The following is a 15,590-nucleotide window of genomic DNA, read 5'->3' as shown; positions in this document are numbered from 1 at the left end:
ATATGAAATCTATAGAGGAATTAGAAAAGATAAGAAAAGAGACATTGGAAAAGGTAAATCTTCGTAAAGATCGGAATGGCATAAGGATCACTGTCGGCATGGCTACATGCGGCATAGCCGCTGGTGCAAGGCCTGTTATGATGGCTATATTGGATGAGCTTGGCAAAAGAAATATTACGGATGTGGTTGTTGCTGAGACTGGTTGTATTGGCATGTGCAAATATGAACCTATGGTGGATGTTTATGTTCCAGGACAAGAAAAAGTTACGTATATAAAGGTTGATGAAAACAAGGCAAGGCAGATAGTTGCGGAACATGTAGTTAATGGACATCCGATTAAAGAATGGACTATTAGTAGTGTTGAATAAAGGAGGGCTGTAGATGTTATATAGATCACATGTTATGGTGTGCGGTGGTACTGGATGTACATCGTCAAATTCAGATAGAATAGCAAAATGCTTTGAAGAAGAGATTGCAAATAAAGGTTTAGACAAAGAGGTTCAGGTTGTAAGAACTGGATGCTTTGGACTGTGCGAATTGGGCCCGGTTGTTGTCGTGTATCCAGAAGGCGTGTTTTACAGCCGCGTCAAAGAAGAATATGTTCCAGAAATCGTGGAAGAACACCTTTTAAAAGGAAGAGTTGTTAAAAAGTATCTTTACGGAGAAAGCGTCACAGAGGAAGGAATTAAGCCTTTAGAGGAAACAGCATTTTTCAAGAAACAGCAGAGAGTTGCTTTAAGAAACTGTGGACTTATAAACCCAGAGGATATAAAAGAGGCAATTGCATTTGATGTCTATAAAGCATTGGCAAAAGTGTTGACTGAGATGACTCCAGAGCAAGTTATAGCGGAAATCAAAAAGTCAGGATTAAGAGGTAGAGGTGGCGGTGGCTTCCCTACAGGTATAAAGTGGGAATTTGCTTACAACCAAAAAGAGACGCCTAAGTACGTCGTTTGCAATGCTGACGAAGGTGATCCTGGTGCCTTCATGGATAGAAGCGTATTAGAGGGAGATCCTCACAGCGTTTTGGAAGCTATGGCTATAGCAGGATATGCAATTGGTGCTAACCATGGTTATATTTATGTAAGGGCTGAATATCCTCTTGCAGTAAAGAGGCTTCAAATTGCTATAGATCAAGCAAGAGAGTACGGACTTTTAGGTAAAAATATTTTCAATACTGGGTTTGACTTTGATATAGAGATAAGGCTTGGAGCAGGTGCTTTTGTCTGCGGTGAAGAGACTGCACTTTTAAATTCTGTCATGGGAAAACGCGGTGAGCCAAGGCCAAGGCCTCCATTTCCTGCTGTAAAAGGCGTGTGGGAAAAACCGACTATTATAAATAACGTTGAAACTTATGCAAATATTCCTGCGATAATATTGAATGGTGCTGAATGGTTTGCAAGTATAGGCACTGAAAAGTCTAAAGGCACAAAGGTATTTGCTCTTGGTGGAAAGATCAACAATACTGGTCTGGTAGAAATACCGATGGGTACAACGCTAAGAGAGATCATATTTGAAATAGGTGGCGGTATACCAAATGGCAAGAAATTTAAGGCAGCCCAGACGGGTGGACCATCTGGTGGATGTATTCCTGCAGAGCATTTAGATACACCTATTGACTATGATTCACTTCTTAATATCGGTTCCATGATGGGTTCAGGTGGACTTATCGTAATGGACGAAGACAACTGTATGGTTGATATCGCAAAATTCTTCTTGGAATTTACTGTTGATGAGTCATGTGGCAAATGCTCACCATGCCGCATAGGTACGAGAAGAATGTTGGAACTGCTTAATAAGATAACATCAGGAAAAGGCGAAGAAGGAGATATTGAGAAACTTGAAACTCTTGCTAATTCCATTAAGGCGTCTTCTTTGTGTGGATTAGGCCAAACAGCTCCTAACCCTGTTCTTTCTACTATAAGATATTTTAGAGATGAATATGAGGCACATATAAAGGAGAAAAGATGTCCTGCAGGTGTTTGCCAGGCACTTCTGAAATTTAGAATTGATCCAGATAAATGTAAAGGATGCGGCATATGCGCTAAGAATTGTCCTACAAACGCTATATCTGGAAAAATAAAGCAGCCTCATGTAATAGATCAAGATAAATGCATAAAATGTGGAACATGTATGGATAAATGTCCGTTTGATGCTATATACAAGAAATAGTAATGAAAGGAGTGCAAAACATGGATAAAGTTCGAATAACTATTGATGGAATTCCTGCAGAAGTACCTGCTAACTATACAGTATTGCAAGCTGCAAAATACGCAAACATCGAGATTCCGACATTATGCTACCTTGAAGAGATAAACGAAATAGGTGCTTGCAGGCTATGCGTTGTTGAGATAAAAGGCGTTAGAAATTTACAGGCATCTTGTGTCTATCCTGTAAGCGACGGAATGGAAATATACACGAATACTCCTCGTGTAAGAGAGGCAAGGAGATCTAATTTAGAGCTTATACTGTCTGCACACGACAGAAGCTGTCTTACATGTGTAAGAAGCGGAAACTGTGAGTTGCAAGATTTAAGCAGAAAGTTTGGCATAGATGAAATAAGGTTTATGGGCGAAAATATAAAATATCAAAAAGATGAGTCGTCTCCTTCCATCGTAAGAGATCCTAATAAATGCGTATTGTGCAGAAGGTGTGTTGCTACCTGCAACAATGTGCAGAATGTTTTCGCCATAGGCATGGTCAACAGAGGATTTAAGACTATCGTTGCACCGTCATTTGGCAGAGGTCTAAATGAATCACCATGTATTAGCTGTGGACAGTGTATAGAGGCATGCCCTGTTGGAGCAATATACGAAAAAGACCATACGAAGATGGTTTACGATGCGCTTTTGGATGAGAAGAAATACGTTGTGGTTCAGACAGCGCCTGCTGTGAGAGTTGCACTTGGCGAAGAGTTTGGAATGCCTTATGGTTCAATAGTCACAGGTAAAATGGTGTCAGCTTTAAAAAGGCTTGGATTTGACAAAGTATTTGACACAGACTTTGCTGCAGATTTAACTATAATAGAAGAAGGCAATGAACTTTTAAAGAGGCTTAACGAAGGCGGCAAGCTTCCTATGATAACATCCTGTAGCCCTGGATGGATAAACTATTGTGAGAGGTATTATCCTGAATTTATAGACAATCTTTCCACTTGCAAATCACCTCACATGATGATGGGTGCAATAATAAAGAGTTATTTTGCAGAAAAAGAAGGTATAGATCCAAAGGATATCTTCGTCGTATCAATTATGCCGTGCACTGCCAAGAAGTATGAGATAGACAGACCTCAAATGATAGTAGACGGCATGAAAGATGTGGATGCTGTTTTGACGACGAGAGAGCTTGCTCGCATGATAAAACAGTCAGGTATAGACTTTGTCAATTTGCCTGACAGCGAATACGACAATCCGCTTGGCGAATCATCTGGTGCTGGTGTCATATTTGGCGCTACAGGCGGTGTTATGGAAGCGGCTTTAAGAACTGTTGCAGATATAGTTGAAGGCAAGGATATTGAGAATTTTGAGTACGAAGAAGTAAGAGGATTGGAAGGAATAAAAGAAGCAAAAATTGATATAGGCGGAAAAGAAATAAAAATAGCTGTAGCAAATGGTACAGGAAATGCTAAGAAACTCTTAGATAAGATAAAGAGCGGCGAAGCAGAGTATCATTTCATAGAAGTCATGGGATGTCCTGGCGGCTGCATAATGGGCGGTGGACAGCCTATACACAATCCAAATGAAAAAGATTTGGTAAGGAAAAGTAGATTAAAAGCTATATATGAAGCAGATAAAGACTTGCCGATTAGAAAGTCTCACAAAAATCCAATGATAACAAAGTTGTACGAAGAATTCTTAATAAGCCCATTGGGGGAAAAATCGCATCATTTGCTTCATACAACCTATAGCAAGAAAGATCTTTATCCCATGAATGATTAAAAATCTCCCTTTAGGGAGATTTTTTTTTGCCATAAATAACATATTAAAAAAAGATTAGATTATGTCGAAATACAAGATATTTATGTTATAATTAAAAGGAAAAGTTTTAAAATAAGTGATTTGGGAGAAAATAAACAGAAGGAGTGGGAAGATGAAGAGAAGCAAGGGAATTGGTACGTTGTGCTTTTTGCTTTTAGTAGGTCTTCTTTTTGGTGGATTTGTTGGAGACTTTCTTGCTAAGTACGTTCATGCTTTTTCGTACCAACAGATGATAGGAATGAACAGTCCAATAAATATCGACCTAAATTTTATAAAAGTATCGTTCCTGTTGGCTTTTAGGTTCAACTTGGGAACTGTAATAGGACTTATAATTGCTATATTTTCGTATTACAAGATAAGATAACAGATAAAACCAAAAGTGGAGTATGCAGATATGGAAATTGTACTTGCATCTGGTTCACCCAGGAGAAAAGAAATACTATCAAATATTGGTGTGGATTTTTCTGTAATGATAAGTGACGTAGAAGAAGTGACAGATGAAAAAGAACCAGAGAAGATTGTCATGGATTTATCCAGAAAAAAAGCATCATTCGTCGCAGAAAAATTAAGTGGTGATTTTTTAATTATAGGAGCTGATACAGTAGTTTTTGCTGATGGAATTGTCCTTGGTAAACCTAAAGATAAAAGTGATGCATTTAATATGCTAAAGGTGTTGTCAGGGCGATGGCATCAAGTCTATACTGGTGTTACAGTCATATCATTGAAACAGAATAAAATAGTTACAGAATATGAAAAGACAGATGTTTACATCAAAAGTTTAAGCGATGAAATGATCTTTAGTTATATAGAAAAAGGTGAGTACATTGATAAAGCAGGTTCATATGCCATACAAGGTTATGGCTCGCTTATTGTTGATAAGATAAATGGCGACTACTACAATGTAGTAGGGCTTCCTATATCGAAGTTACATGATATTTTATCGAGAGAATTTAACGTGCATTTGCTTTAGGGGGGTAATGTATGGGAGAGGAATCTCGCGTAACGATTAAAGATTTGCCAGAAGATGATAGACCACGAGAAAGACTTATAAAGTACGGGCCATCTGTATTGTCAAACGCCGAACTAATGGCTATAATTATAGGGACGGGAAATAAAGATGAAAGTGCTATAATGCTGTCACAAAGGCTTTTAAGCGAAGGCCACGGGCTTAAATATCTGTTAGACACAGGTGTCGAAAGGCTTTCAGAGATAAAAGGCATAGGATTGGCAAAAGCCGCAAAAATTAAGGCTGCTATTGAGCTGGGGCGCAGGATAGCCCTTGCAGGTTACAGTGACGGTTATATCATAAAGAAACCTGACGACGTGATAAGTTTGCTTATGGATGAAATGAGATACTTAAATAAAGAGCACTTTAAAGTGGTTTTGCTTAATGTAAAAAATAAGGTAATTGCTGTTGACACTGTTTCAATAGGGAGTTTAAATACTTCTATAGTTCATCCGCGAGAGGTATTTAAAGCTGCTATCGAAAGGTCAGCGTCTTCTATAATAATGGTTCACAATCATCCAAGCGGTGATCCCACTCCCAGTAGAGAAGATGTAGAAGTATCAGATAGGATTTATAAAGGTGGCAATTTAATAGGAATAAAAGTATTAGATCACATTATTATTGGTGATGGAATAGGTATAAGTTTAAAAGAAAAAGGCTATTATGATTTTGATAAATAAGGAAGGAGTTATAAAAAGGATGAAAGGATTTTCTAGGGATATAGGTATTGATCTTGGAACTGCAACAACACTTGTTTATGTTCAAGGAAAGGGAATTGTATTAAGAGAGCCGTCTGTGGTAGCTATAAAAAATGACACGCATACAGTTTTGGCTGTAGGTGAAGAAGCTAAAAAAATGGTTGGAAGAACACCGGGGAATATCGTAGCCATAAGGCCCATGAGAGATGGCGTAATCGCAGATTTTGACATAACAAAGATGATGCTGGATCATTTTATTGGCAAAGTAAATCCGAGGAAGGGCTTATTTAGACCGAGAGTAATAGTTGGAATTCCATCCGGTGTTACAGAAGTTGAAAAGAGGGCCGTAATAGAAGCATCTCTGCAGGCAGGTGCAAAAGAAGCTCATACAGTGGAAGAACCGATGGCAGCAGCTATTGGTGCTGGTTTGCCTGTAGAAGAACCTACAGGAAGCATGGTTGTAGATATAGGTGGTGGTACTACTGATGTAGCTATCATATCTTTAGGTGGAATAGTCACCAGCAAGTCACTGCGGGTCGGCGGAGATGAGATGGATGAGGCAATAATAAACTACATTAAGAGAGAGTACAACTTGATGATAGGTGAGAGAACGGCAGAAGAAGTGAAGATTCAAATAGGATCAGCTTTTCCAAAGGCGAAAGAAGAATCAATGGACATAAGAGGAAGAGATTTGGTATCAGGGCTTCCAAAGACATTAAAAATTACATCGACAGAAATCTTAGAAGCATTAAAAGATCCTGTTTCCAGCATATTAGATGCTATCAAATTGACACTTGAAAAAACTCCGCCAGAGTTGGCTGCAGATATTATGGATAGAGGTATAATGCTTACAGGCGGTGGCGCTTTATTAAGCGGCATAGACAGGCTTATAAGGCAAGAGACAGGTATGCCGATTCAAATTGCCGATCAGCCATTGGATTGTGTTGCATTAGGAACAGGGAAGATTTTAGAAGAAAGTTCTCTGTTTAAAAGGGTTTTAACGCCTACCAGCAAGTTAAACTGAGAGGAGTGGTAAAGTGCCACGATTTCTCAAAAATAAACAATTTATATTTGTTATAGTTATAGCCGTGGCACTTATATCCGCCATGGCATATACTTATGGCGGTGGACGCAATGTGACACCTATTGAATCAGCTATAGGCGGTATTTTATCTCCTGTGGAAAAGGCCTTTAATTCAATAGGTAACAGTATTTCCAACTTTTTCACTTCAATAAAAGAGATTGGAACACTTAGAGCAAAAAATGCTGAATTAGAAAAAGAAGTAATTAAGTTGAGCAAAAATGACATCATGCTTCAGGAGTATATAAACGAAAACAATAGATTGAGAGACATGCTTAATTTTAAAGATAATAATACGAATATAACGACAAAGCCTGCCAATATAATAAGCAAAAATCCTGGAAACTGGTTTAATACATTTAATATTGATGTCGGCTCAGACAATGGAATAAAGCCTAAAATGGCAGTTTTGGATGAGAAAGGCAATTTGGTTGGCATAGTCACAGATGTCGGCAATAATTGGTCGAAAGTTTTATCTATAATTGATGTGGATAGTTCGGTAAGTGCTTTAGACGTAAGGACAAGGGACAACGGCATCGTCAGGGGAGATTCTAATGGAAATCTAAACATGATATATATACCAATAGATTCTAAAATAGAAAAAGGCGATGTTATAACAACATCCGATATGAGCATGTTTCCGAGAGGGCTTATAATAGGCAAGGTGGAAAAAGTAGAAAAAGATGAAGGTTCTCTTTTGAAACAGGCAGTTATAAAGCCAGAGGCCGATTTTGAAAGATTGGAATTTGTGCAGGTTGTGACAAACATGAAGACGACTGGAAACTGATTAGGACATTTGGAAGGTTTACGGAGGTTAAAATGAGGAGCATTTATAAATACCTTTTAATTATACTTGCAATAATTCTTCAAGCTACGTTGATGAAGTACATTGCTATATTAGGCGTTAAACCTGACGCCTTATTAATTTTAGTTATTGCTTTTTCTCTTTTAAATGGCACTGGTGAAAGCATCACTTTAAGCCTTTTTGGTGGAATTTTAGTAGATGTGCTTTTTAACAACGCTATTGGCTTTGTGACAATTTCGCTTCTTATTGTGGCGTATTTGACAGGTATACTTAGCAAAAATGTCTTTAGAGAAAGTACATTTGTAGCTTTCGTATTTGTATTTTTAGGAACGATCCTTTACAATCTTATCATGATTTTTTCCATGCTCCTCATGAAATATGAGTTAAATCCATCGTATTTGTTAAATGTAGTAATAATTCAGTCGGTTTACAATTCCATAATAACTATTTTCATATACAGGTATATAGTGCGGTTTAATAGTTTTGTTAAATCGAAAAAATTTTTTTTTAAAGTTTAGGTGGTCAAATTGAATGAAGGTTTGAAAAAACGGTTCAATGTATTAGGATGGGTAATAGCTTTGATGCTTGTTACCCTTATAGGAAGATTAGTTTATCTGCAGCTTATAAAAGGTGACTACTACAAAGAGCAGTCATTAGGCAATGCCATAAGATCCATAATCATCACAGCACCTCGAGGAGATATAGTAGATAGAAACGGAGTAAAGCTTGCTACAAACAGGCCCAGCTATTCTGTAGAGCTTCTAAGAAGCGATGCTAAAGGAGTTAATCTAAATGATGTCATTTTAAAATTGCTAAACATTCTCAATAAAAATGGTGTAAAGTATAAAGACGATTTGCCTATATTTTTAGACAGCAACAACAATCCTTATTTCAATTTTCAAAATCCTGATGAAAGCAATGTGTCACAATCGGTTTTAAGACAAAGGGAATTGCAGTGGAAGAAAAATAACAACATTCCTTCAAATGCTACAGCCAGTGAAGCATGGCAGATGTTGATAAATAAATTCAAAATATCAAAATCGCTGTCTCCACAGGATATTCGAGGCATAATGGCTGTTCAAGAGCTGATGTTAGAACAAGGGTATACACAGTACAAGCCTGTAGAGATAGCTACCGATGCCAACCAACAGACGGTGGCAGAGATTGAGGAAAATCATTTGGATTTGCCTGGAGTCATAATAGAAGTTAAGCCAATAAGGTTATACCCATTTAAGACGCTGTTGTCGCAGACATTAGGGTATATAGGCCGCATGACTGCTGAGGAATGGAAAAAATACAGCCAAGAAGGCTATCAAATAACAGATCTTGTTGGGCATTATGGACTTGAAAGCTATTTGGAGAAGTACCTAAGGGGAACTGACGGTAAACAGCAAGTGGAAGTAGACAATTATGGCAGATTGATAAAAAAATTAGATGAGATCAGTCCTAAACCTGGAGATACTGTGTACCTTACGATAGATGAAAAGTTGCAGCAGGTTGCCGAAGAATCATTGCAGAGGACCATGGAAAGCATAAGGCAAACTAAAAGAGGTCCACATGGTGAATACCTACCGGCAAATATCGGTGCAGTAGTTGTTACAGATATAAATACAGGTGAAATTTTAGCTCTTGCCAGTGTACCAGGTTATGATCCAAATATATTTGCTTCAGGCAATCCGCCCAGCAGCATTGTAAATGAACTGTTCAAGCCGAGGAATGCCACTATTGACCCAAGTCCTATATTTAATTACGCCACACAAGGTGCAGCACCTCCTGGTTCAACATTTAAAATGGTAACGGCGTTGGCAGCCTTGGAATCTGGTGTAACGACTGTAAATGAAAAGTATGTTGATACAGGTATATATGCTCCTACAGGCCAAGAAAACTGGCTGTACGGCGAATACGGAAGGACGCAGGGTGCAGTAAATGTATCAGACGCAATAAAGTATTCTACAGACACGTATTTTTACGAGATGGGCCGTAGAATGGGTATAGACAAAATTGACGAGTATGCTCACATGCTGGGCTTAGATCAAAAGACGGGCATAGAACTCTATGAAACGACTGGAATAATTTCCAGTAAGAAATTTAAAAGAGATTACAATTTGTCGATTTTAAAATCGATGGTTAAATCTGACTCAAATCCAAATGGCAAGATAACACAGGAACAGTACGATAAGATAGTAAGCTTAATTGACAAAGGCAATTTTAGCGATTACTCCACATTTTTACAGCTTAAGAAAATGGGAATAACAGATCCTAAATTGCAGATGACCATATGGCAGTTGATGGATGCGACTAAGTGGACTTTGGTAGATACTACCAACGCATCCATAGGTCAAGGTAGCAATCAATTTACGCCTATAGAGATTGCAAGTTATTTATCAACATTGTTAAACGGAGGAACAAGATACAGATTGCATTTGGTCGACAAAATTGTCTCCCCTGATGGGAAGGTAATCGAAAAGGAAAAGCCTGAGGTATTAGACAAGATAAATATACCTCAGAAATACTTGGATGCTATAAAATTGGGAATGAAAGGTGCCACAGAAGAAGGCGGTACTGCCAGTGCAGCATTTGCTAATTTTCCAATACCTGTTGGTGGCAAGACTGGTACTGCTGAAGTAGGTTCACATGGTACGAAAGTCATGCAGAACTATGCATGGTTTGTTGGCTTTGCGCCATACGACAAGCCGCAGATTTTGGTAACAGCACTTATATACCAGGGGGGTTCTGGCGCATATACAGCTCAAGTAGGTAGAGACATAATGGATGCTTATTTTGGCTTTACAAATTCAAATAATAATACAGCGTCAAATACAAATGCCAGCAATCATTAATCATTAAAGAGGATTTTTTGTCCTCTTTTGTTTTTTTAAGAAGGAAAAACTTAAGTTGTGGAGAATATTATAATTAAGACTGTATTGGGAGGGCAAACAATGTTAAATGATTATGTAAAGATCCATGGTTCAAAAGATGGACTTGTGATAATAGCAACAGATGTTTCTGATATGGATGCCTTAAAAGAAAAGATAATAAATCGCATAGAGCGGTCACTGACATTTTTTAAAGGTGCACAGCTTACGGTAAAATTTCGGAATTTGAGCGTAGATGAAAAAAGTTTAGATGAATTAAAGGACTTTGTTTTAGAAAATTACGGTGTAAATGTAAGGTTTAAAAAGATTCAGGAAAGGCATCTAAAAAATGTTACAAGTGAAAATGATATATTTGATGGTTTGGAAGAAGGTATGACGAAATTTTACAATGGCACTGTAAGATCAGGTCAAGTTGTTAAGTATTACGGAAATTTAGTTATATTAGGTGATGTGAACCCTGGTGGAATTGTACAAGCGTCAGGCAACATAATAATTATGGGGACTTTGAGAGGAATCGCCCATGCAGGTATGTCTGGAAATCTTGATTCAATAATTGCGGCGTCTAAGATAAACGCGATGCAGCTTCGAATATCTAACATTATTTCACGTTCACCCGATAATGATATTGAGGCATTGTATCCAGAAATTGCTTTAGTTAAAAAAAATAAGATAATAGTTAAACCACTTTACTTGTATGGAAAAATATAGTAAAATAAACAATTAGAAGAAATGAGAAATGGAGTGAAGGAAATGAGCGAAGTCATAGTAATAACGTCTGGGAAAGGCGGAGTTGGAAAAACTACAACAACAGCTAATATTGGTACATATCTATCGATGAAAGGATTTAAAACAGCATTAGTAGATACAGATATAGGTCTTAGAAATCTTGATGTAGTTATGGGATTGGAAAATAGGATAGTGTACGACTTAGTTGATGTAGTAGAAGGCCAATGCCGCTTAAAACAAGCGCTTATAAAAGACAAAAGGTTTGATGGGCTTTACTTATTGCCAGCGGCGCAGACAAGAGATAAAACAGCCGTAAATCCAGAGCAGATGCGCGCAATTACGGATGAGCTGAGGCAAGATTTCGACTACATTTTAATTGATTGTCCTGCAGGTATTGAGCAAGGCTTTAAAAATGCTATAGCTGGTGCTGACAGGGCATTAGTTGTTACAACGCCAGAAGTATCAGCGGTAAGAGATGCTGATAGAATCATAGGCCTTTTGGAAGCCTCTGATGTAAGAGATCACATGCTTATCATAAACAGGATAAAGATGGACATGGTAAAAAGAGGCGACATGATGAACATTGATGACATCATGGATATATTGGCAATAGATCTATTAGGCGTTATTCCTGATGATGAAAATATAGTCATATCTACAAACAAGGGAGAGCCAATAGTTGTAGATGAAAAATCGTTGGCTGGACAGGCTTACAGAAATCTGACGCAAAGATTGGTTGGAGAAGATGTTCCGATAATAAACTTAGACACAAATTATGGTTTAATCGACAGATTGAAAAGTTTATTTAAAATTTCATCCAATAGGTAGTTTCAGGAGGTGTAATGGATGGACTTATTCAAATCGTTTGGAGGAAAAAGCAACAGTAAAAACGTAGCAAAGGAAAGATTGCAGTTATTGCTTGTTCATGACAGAGCCGATGTCTCTCCAAAATTTTTAGAGATGGTAAAAGGCGAGATAATGAATGTAATATCAAATTATGTTGAGATAGATGAGGATGGCTTGAATGTTGAAATAACAAAAGAAAGAAAGACAGATGATACGTTTGTTCCAGCATTGCATGCAAATATTCCCATAAAAAAGATGAAGAAAAATTTAAGATAACCGGTGAAAAGCCGGTTATTTTAAATTTGGTGAAATTATATCCATAATCAAATGTATAGTTAAATGATATGTTGTATGATATAATACTATTGTAGTAATGAATACTCACTATAGAAGGGAAATAGAAGTTGATGTTTAACAAGAAGTTGTGGAAGAATTTTGATCTTGCTTTGCTGATTACTGTTTTATTGATATGCGCATTTAGCGCTGTAGTCATTTCTAGTGCCTCACATGCGGTTGAGACTGGTTCATACAAAAATGTGATTGTTCAGATTGTAGCTGTTTTATTTGGATTGGCATTCTTATTTGCCATAACGCTTTTTGATTACAATCAGATTGCCAGACTCTCAAAGGTAATCTACGTATTAAATATATTAGTCCTTATTTCCGTTCTTTTTATCGGTAAAGTAAGTAACGGTGCTCAGAGCTGGATTCACATAGGGCCAATTGATATTCAGCCGTCAGAGTTTTCGAAAATAGCGCTGGTGTTGACATTAGCAAACTTATTTAATGAGATGGGTGAAATCAAGACTTTCAAAGATCTGGTGAATCCACTTATTCACGTTCTCATTCCTTTTGTGATTGTAATGCTACAGCCGGATCTCGGTACTGCGCTGGTTTTCTTAGCTATTTTTATAGGGATGCTTTTTATTTCTGGTGTAAAACCAAAGGTGTTTGCTGGGCTTATTGCGATGGGTATGGCTATGATGCCTGTAGCGTACAAGATTTTAAAGCCTTATCAGAGAAACAGACTTTTATCGTTTATAAACCCAAATCTTGATCCGATGGGGTCAGGATACCATGTAATACAATCTAAGATAGCAATAGGCTCCGGTATGTTTTGGGGGAAAGGCCTTTACAACGGTAGTCAGACGCAGCTTTACTATCTACCAGAAGCTTGGACTGATTTCATTTTTTCGGTTGTAGGAGAAGAATTAGGCTTCATTGGTGCTACAGCTTTGATACTGTTGTACGCTTATATGCTTTATAGATGCTTTAGAATTGCGGTTATGGCAAAGGACAAGTACGGCTACTTGATAGCTGTAGGAATAATTTCCATGTTTACATTTCACATATTTGAAAACATTGGTATGACTGTAGGAATTATGCCAATTACAGGAATTCCGCTTCCCTTTATGAGCTATGGTGGTAGTTCACTGGTTGCAAATATGATTGCTATTGGACTATTGCTAAATATTGGAATGCGAAGGCGAAAGATTAATTTTTAAATGAGAGGATGATTTGATTGAATATAGCTCTTATTGCACACGACATGAAAAAATCTATAATGGTAGATTTTGCCATTGCCTACAAAGAAATATTAAAAAAATGCAACATATACGCTACAGGTGCTACAGGTCAACTGGTAGAGGAAGCTACTGGCATCAAAGTCAATAAATTCTTGCCAGGCCCTATGGGTGGTGATCAGCAAATTGGCGCAATGATTGCAGAAAACAATATGGACTTAGTCATATTCTTAAGAGATCCATTAACTGCACAGCCCCATGAGCCTGATATACTGGCTCTTTTAAGGGTTTGCGACGTTCACTCCATACCTCTTGCGACAAATTTGGCTACCGCGGAAGTGTTGATAAAAGGTTTAGATGCAGGATTTTTGGAATGGAGAGATGCGGTTAAATAAAACAATCATAAACCTCCTTTCTATGTAATATAAATATAGCAAAGGAGGTTTATCTTATGAAACCTAACAAATGGCAATCTGTTAGCTATTCAAAAAATCGTATCAGCAATTTTAAAAAGTATTTTGGCCTTCTGGAAAACCAATTGATAGTTTGTCTTTTGATTTTGGGAGTAGTCATGCTTTTTAAGGCCATAAATGTTCCAGCTACAAATAAAACTGTAGACGAAGTGAAATCAGTCCTTAATTATAATTCTAACTATGAAAATACTAAAAAAGGGCTTAAACTGGTAATGAGCAGTATACCTTCGCTAAAAGACGACGTTGTAAAAGTGTTTTCAAACAAAACGGATGATTCAAAAAATACTACAGCTCAAGTTGTAAGTAGTGGAATGGTAAGACCTGTTGATGGAGTTGTGGTATCCACATTTGGCACAAAAGTAGATTCTTCTACTTCAAAAGAAGTGAAAAACGATGGAATTGACATAAGCGTATCCAGCGATGAGCCAGTAGTTGCTGTATTGGATGGAGAAGTCATGATAGCGGATAATTCTAACCCTGATTGGGGTAAAGTGGTTGTAATAAAGCACGATGGGGACGTCCGCTCTGTTTACGCATACCTTTCTGAAGTAGACGTGAAAGTTGGAGATAAAGTGCTTAAAGGTCAGACAATTGGAAAAGTTGACGTTAGCAGCAACAAAGGTACTCCAATGCATTTTGAAATATGGGAAAACGGAAAGCCGATAGATCCACAATCAAAAATAGATTTTAATTCAGCAATAAGTGATGTCAAAAATGAAAATTGACGATGTTAAAGTAAAGATAAACCCATTTACGTGGGTTTTTATATTGCTTCTTGTACTGTCCGGTCTCTACATTGAACTTGTTGATATAATCTTGACTGTAGCCATACATGAAGCAAGCCACTATTGGGTGGCGAAAAAGTTGAACATAAATATGATTCAGATAGAAATATTCCCTTTTGGCGGAGCGGCTGTTTTCGATAGTGAGATTTTTATAAGGCCTGATCTGGAAATCATCATCGCATTAGCGGGACCTTTGTCAAATGCCGTTTTTATCATGATGCTTATAATAGTAAGCCAAACCATAGGTACTCAATTGGACTACCTTATAAGGATAAATGTTCTGATGTGTGCATTTAATCTTCTGCCTGGTGTGCCTTTAGATGGAGGAAGAGCTTTAAAGTCTGTTTTGTCCAACTTCATAGGTCTAACCAGAGCTAATAACGTAGCAGTCAAGATTTCATACGTGTTATCTTTATTGCTCATGTACGGCAGTATACTTATGTTTGTAAATGGGAATAAAAATTATGTATTGATTACTATGGCTGTATTTCTCATAATATCTGCCAGAAATGAACGAAAACTATCTCAGTATTTTAACTTGAGAGATTTAATATACAAAAAAGAAGAATTATTTAAAAGAGGAATTATGAATGTCAGGACGATTGCAGTAATGGATGATCAAAAATTAATCAAAATAATCAATTGTTTTTTGCCCTTAAAATATCATATAATAGTTGTGTTGGATAAAAATTTGAAAGAGAAAAAAAGACTTACAGAGACAGAGCTTTTTGATTTTGCCATTGAAAATGGACTTTACTTACCCATTGGCGAAATCTTAAGCAAGGTAAAATAGG

17 protein-coding genes are annotated in these 15,590 nt (G+C 37.3%); all 17 read left to right on the top strand.

Going from position 1 to position 15,590, the window contains the following annotated elements; all coding sequences use genetic code 11:
* The first annotated feature begins 2 nt into the window (after positions 1 to 2).
* The 17 genes from BVF91_RS06620 (at position 3) to BVF91_RS06540 (ending at position 15,589) form a co-directional block, all read left to right on the top strand.
* A complete protein-coding gene (locus tag BVF91_RS06620; protein WP_014758971.1) occupies positions 3 to 368 on the top strand; it encodes a (2Fe-2S) ferredoxin domain-containing protein in 366 nt (121 codons plus the stop codon).
* A gap of 13 nt (positions 369 to 381) precedes the next feature.
* On the top strand, positions 382 to 2,172 hold the full coding sequence (nuoF, locus tag BVF91_RS06615) for an NADH-quinone oxidoreductase subunit NuoF (RefSeq protein ID WP_085112664.1): 1,791 nt from the start codon (positions 382 to 384) through the stop codon (positions 2,170 to 2,172).
* Positions 2,173 to 2,192: 20 nt separating this feature from the next.
* On the top strand, positions 2,193 to 3,938 hold the full coding sequence (locus BVF91_RS06610) for an NADH-dependent [FeFe] hydrogenase, group A6 (protein ID WP_085112663.1): 1,746 nt from the start codon (positions 2,193 to 2,195) through the stop codon (positions 3,936 to 3,938).
* 151 nt (positions 3,939 to 4,089) lie between these two features.
* Positions 4,090 to 4,341 carry a DUF4321 domain-containing protein gene (locus tag BVF91_RS06605; protein ID WP_085112662.1) on the top strand — a complete coding sequence of 84 codons (252 nt, stop codon included), beginning with the start codon at positions 4,090 to 4,092 and terminating at the stop codon, positions 4,339 to 4,341.
* Positions 4,342 to 4,371: 30 nt separating this feature from the next.
* Entirely contained in the window at positions 4,372 to 4,947 is a 576-nt protein-coding gene (locus tag BVF91_RS06600) for a Maf family protein (protein WP_085112661.1), read from the top strand.
* Between the two features lie 11 nt (positions 4,948 to 4,958).
* On the top strand, positions 4,959 to 5,663 hold the full coding sequence (gene radC, locus BVF91_RS06595) for a RadC family protein (protein ID WP_085112660.1): 705 nt from the start codon (positions 4,959 to 4,961) through the stop codon (positions 5,661 to 5,663).
* A gap of 19 nt (positions 5,664 to 5,682) precedes the next feature.
* On the top strand, positions 5,683 to 6,705 hold the full coding sequence (locus BVF91_RS06590) for a rod shape-determining protein (RefSeq protein ID WP_038069099.1): 1,023 nt from the start codon (positions 5,683 to 5,685) through the stop codon (positions 6,703 to 6,705).
* Positions 6,706 to 6,718: 13 nt separating this feature from the next.
* Positions 6,719 to 7,549: a rod shape-determining protein MreC gene (mreC, locus tag BVF91_RS06585; RefSeq protein WP_085112659.1), complete on the top strand. Its 831-nt coding sequence runs from the start codon at positions 6,719 to 6,721 to the stop codon at positions 7,547 to 7,549.
* Positions 7,550 to 7,581: 32 nt separating this feature from the next.
* Positions 7,582 to 8,085 carry a rod shape-determining protein MreD gene (mreD, locus tag BVF91_RS06580; protein ID WP_085112658.1) on the top strand — a complete coding sequence of 168 codons (504 nt, stop codon included), beginning with the start codon at positions 7,582 to 7,584 and terminating at the stop codon, positions 8,083 to 8,085.
* A 9-nt stretch (positions 8,086 to 8,094) separates the two neighbouring features.
* Positions 8,095 to 10,407 carry a penicillin-binding protein 2 gene (locus BVF91_RS06575; RefSeq protein ID WP_085112657.1) on the top strand — a complete coding sequence of 771 codons (2,313 nt, stop codon included), beginning with the start codon at positions 8,095 to 8,097 and terminating at the stop codon, positions 10,405 to 10,407.
* Positions 10,408 to 10,506: 99 nt separating this feature from the next.
* On the top strand, positions 10,507 to 11,151 hold the full coding sequence (gene minC, locus BVF91_RS06570) for a septum site-determining protein MinC (protein WP_085112656.1): 645 nt from the start codon (positions 10,507 to 10,509) through the stop codon (positions 11,149 to 11,151).
* Between the two features lie 42 nt (positions 11,152 to 11,193).
* The gene (gene minD / locus BVF91_RS06565) at positions 11,194 to 11,997 is read left to right on the top strand and encodes a septum site-determining protein MinD (RefSeq protein ID WP_085112655.1); all 804 of its coding nucleotides are present in this window, start codon (positions 11,194 to 11,196) and stop codon (positions 11,995 to 11,997) included.
* 18 nt (positions 11,998 to 12,015) lie between these two features.
* The gene (gene minE / locus BVF91_RS06560) at positions 12,016 to 12,291 is read left to right on the top strand and encodes a cell division topological specificity factor MinE (RefSeq protein WP_013788337.1); all 276 of its coding nucleotides are present in this window, start codon (positions 12,016 to 12,018) and stop codon (positions 12,289 to 12,291) included.
* Between the two features lie 131 nt (positions 12,292 to 12,422).
* Positions 12,423 to 13,520 carry a rod shape-determining protein RodA gene (gene rodA, locus BVF91_RS06555; RefSeq protein ID WP_085112654.1) on the top strand — a complete coding sequence of 366 codons (1,098 nt, stop codon included), beginning with the start codon at positions 12,423 to 12,425 and terminating at the stop codon, positions 13,518 to 13,520.
* 17 nt (positions 13,521 to 13,537) lie between these two features.
* Positions 13,538 to 13,933 (top strand): methylglyoxal synthase, encoded by a 396-nt coding sequence (mgsA, locus tag BVF91_RS06550; protein WP_013788335.1) that lies wholly within the window; start codon positions 13,538 to 13,540, stop codon positions 13,931 to 13,933.
* Positions 13,934 to 13,989: 56 nt separating this feature from the next.
* On the top strand, positions 13,990 to 14,736 hold the full coding sequence (locus BVF91_RS06545; protein ID WP_085112653.1) for a M23 family metallopeptidase: 747 nt from the start codon (positions 13,990 to 13,992) through the stop codon (positions 14,734 to 14,736).
* On the top strand, positions 14,726 to 15,589 hold the full coding sequence (locus BVF91_RS06540; protein WP_085112652.1) for a M50 family metallopeptidase: 864 nt from the start codon (positions 14,726 to 14,728) through the stop codon (positions 15,587 to 15,589). The genes BVF91_RS06545 and BVF91_RS06540 overlap by 11 nt, the downstream gene beginning before the upstream one ends.
* Position 15,590 lies beyond the last annotated feature (1 nt).

Origin of the sequence: Thermoanaerobacterium sp. PSU-2 (assembly GCF_002102475.1) — a bacterium.
Classification (GTDB): Bacteria; Bacillota; Thermoanaerobacteria; order Thermoanaerobacterales; family Thermoanaerobacteraceae; genus Thermoanaerobacterium.
This window is presented reverse-complemented; position numbering and strand designations above follow the sequence as displayed.

Coding starts and splice junctions, on each gene's coding strand:
- BVF91_RS06620 (WP_014758971.1), top strand. CDS start 3: ATGAAATCTATAGAGGAATTAGAAAAGATAAGAAAAGAGACATTGGAA.
- nuoF (WP_085112664.1), top strand. CDS start 382: ATGTTATATAGATCACATGTTATGGTGTGCGGTGGTACTGGATGTACA.
- BVF91_RS06610 (WP_085112663.1), top strand. CDS start 2,193: ATGGATAAAGTTCGAATAACTATTGATGGAATTCCTGCAGAAGTACCT.
- BVF91_RS06605 (WP_085112662.1), top strand. CDS start 4,090: ATGAAGAGAAGCAAGGGAATTGGTACGTTGTGCTTTTTGCTTTTAGTA.
- BVF91_RS06600 (WP_085112661.1), top strand. CDS start 4,372: ATGGAAATTGTACTTGCATCTGGTTCACCCAGGAGAAAAGAAATACTA.
- radC (WP_085112660.1), top strand. CDS start 4,959: ATGGGAGAGGAATCTCGCGTAACGATTAAAGATTTGCCAGAAGATGAT.
- BVF91_RS06590 (WP_038069099.1), top strand. CDS start 5,683: ATGAAAGGATTTTCTAGGGATATAGGTATTGATCTTGGAACTGCAACA.
- mreD (WP_085112658.1), top strand. CDS start 7,582: ATGAGGAGCATTTATAAATACCTTTTAATTATACTTGCAATAATTCTT.
- minC (WP_085112656.1), top strand. CDS start 10,507: ATGTTAAATGATTATGTAAAGATCCATGGTTCAAAAGATGGACTTGTG.
- minD (WP_085112655.1), top strand. CDS start 11,194: ATGAGCGAAGTCATAGTAATAACGTCTGGGAAAGGCGGAGTTGGAAAA.
- minE (WP_013788337.1), top strand. CDS start 12,016: ATGGACTTATTCAAATCGTTTGGAGGAAAAAGCAACAGTAAAAACGTA.
- rodA (WP_085112654.1), top strand. CDS start 12,423: ATGTTTAACAAGAAGTTGTGGAAGAATTTTGATCTTGCTTTGCTGATT.
- BVF91_RS06545 (WP_085112653.1), top strand. CDS start 13,990: ATGAAACCTAACAAATGGCAATCTGTTAGCTATTCAAAAAATCGTATC.
- BVF91_RS06540 (WP_085112652.1), top strand. CDS start 14,726: ATGAAAATTGACGATGTTAAAGTAAAGATAAACCCATTTACGTGGGTT.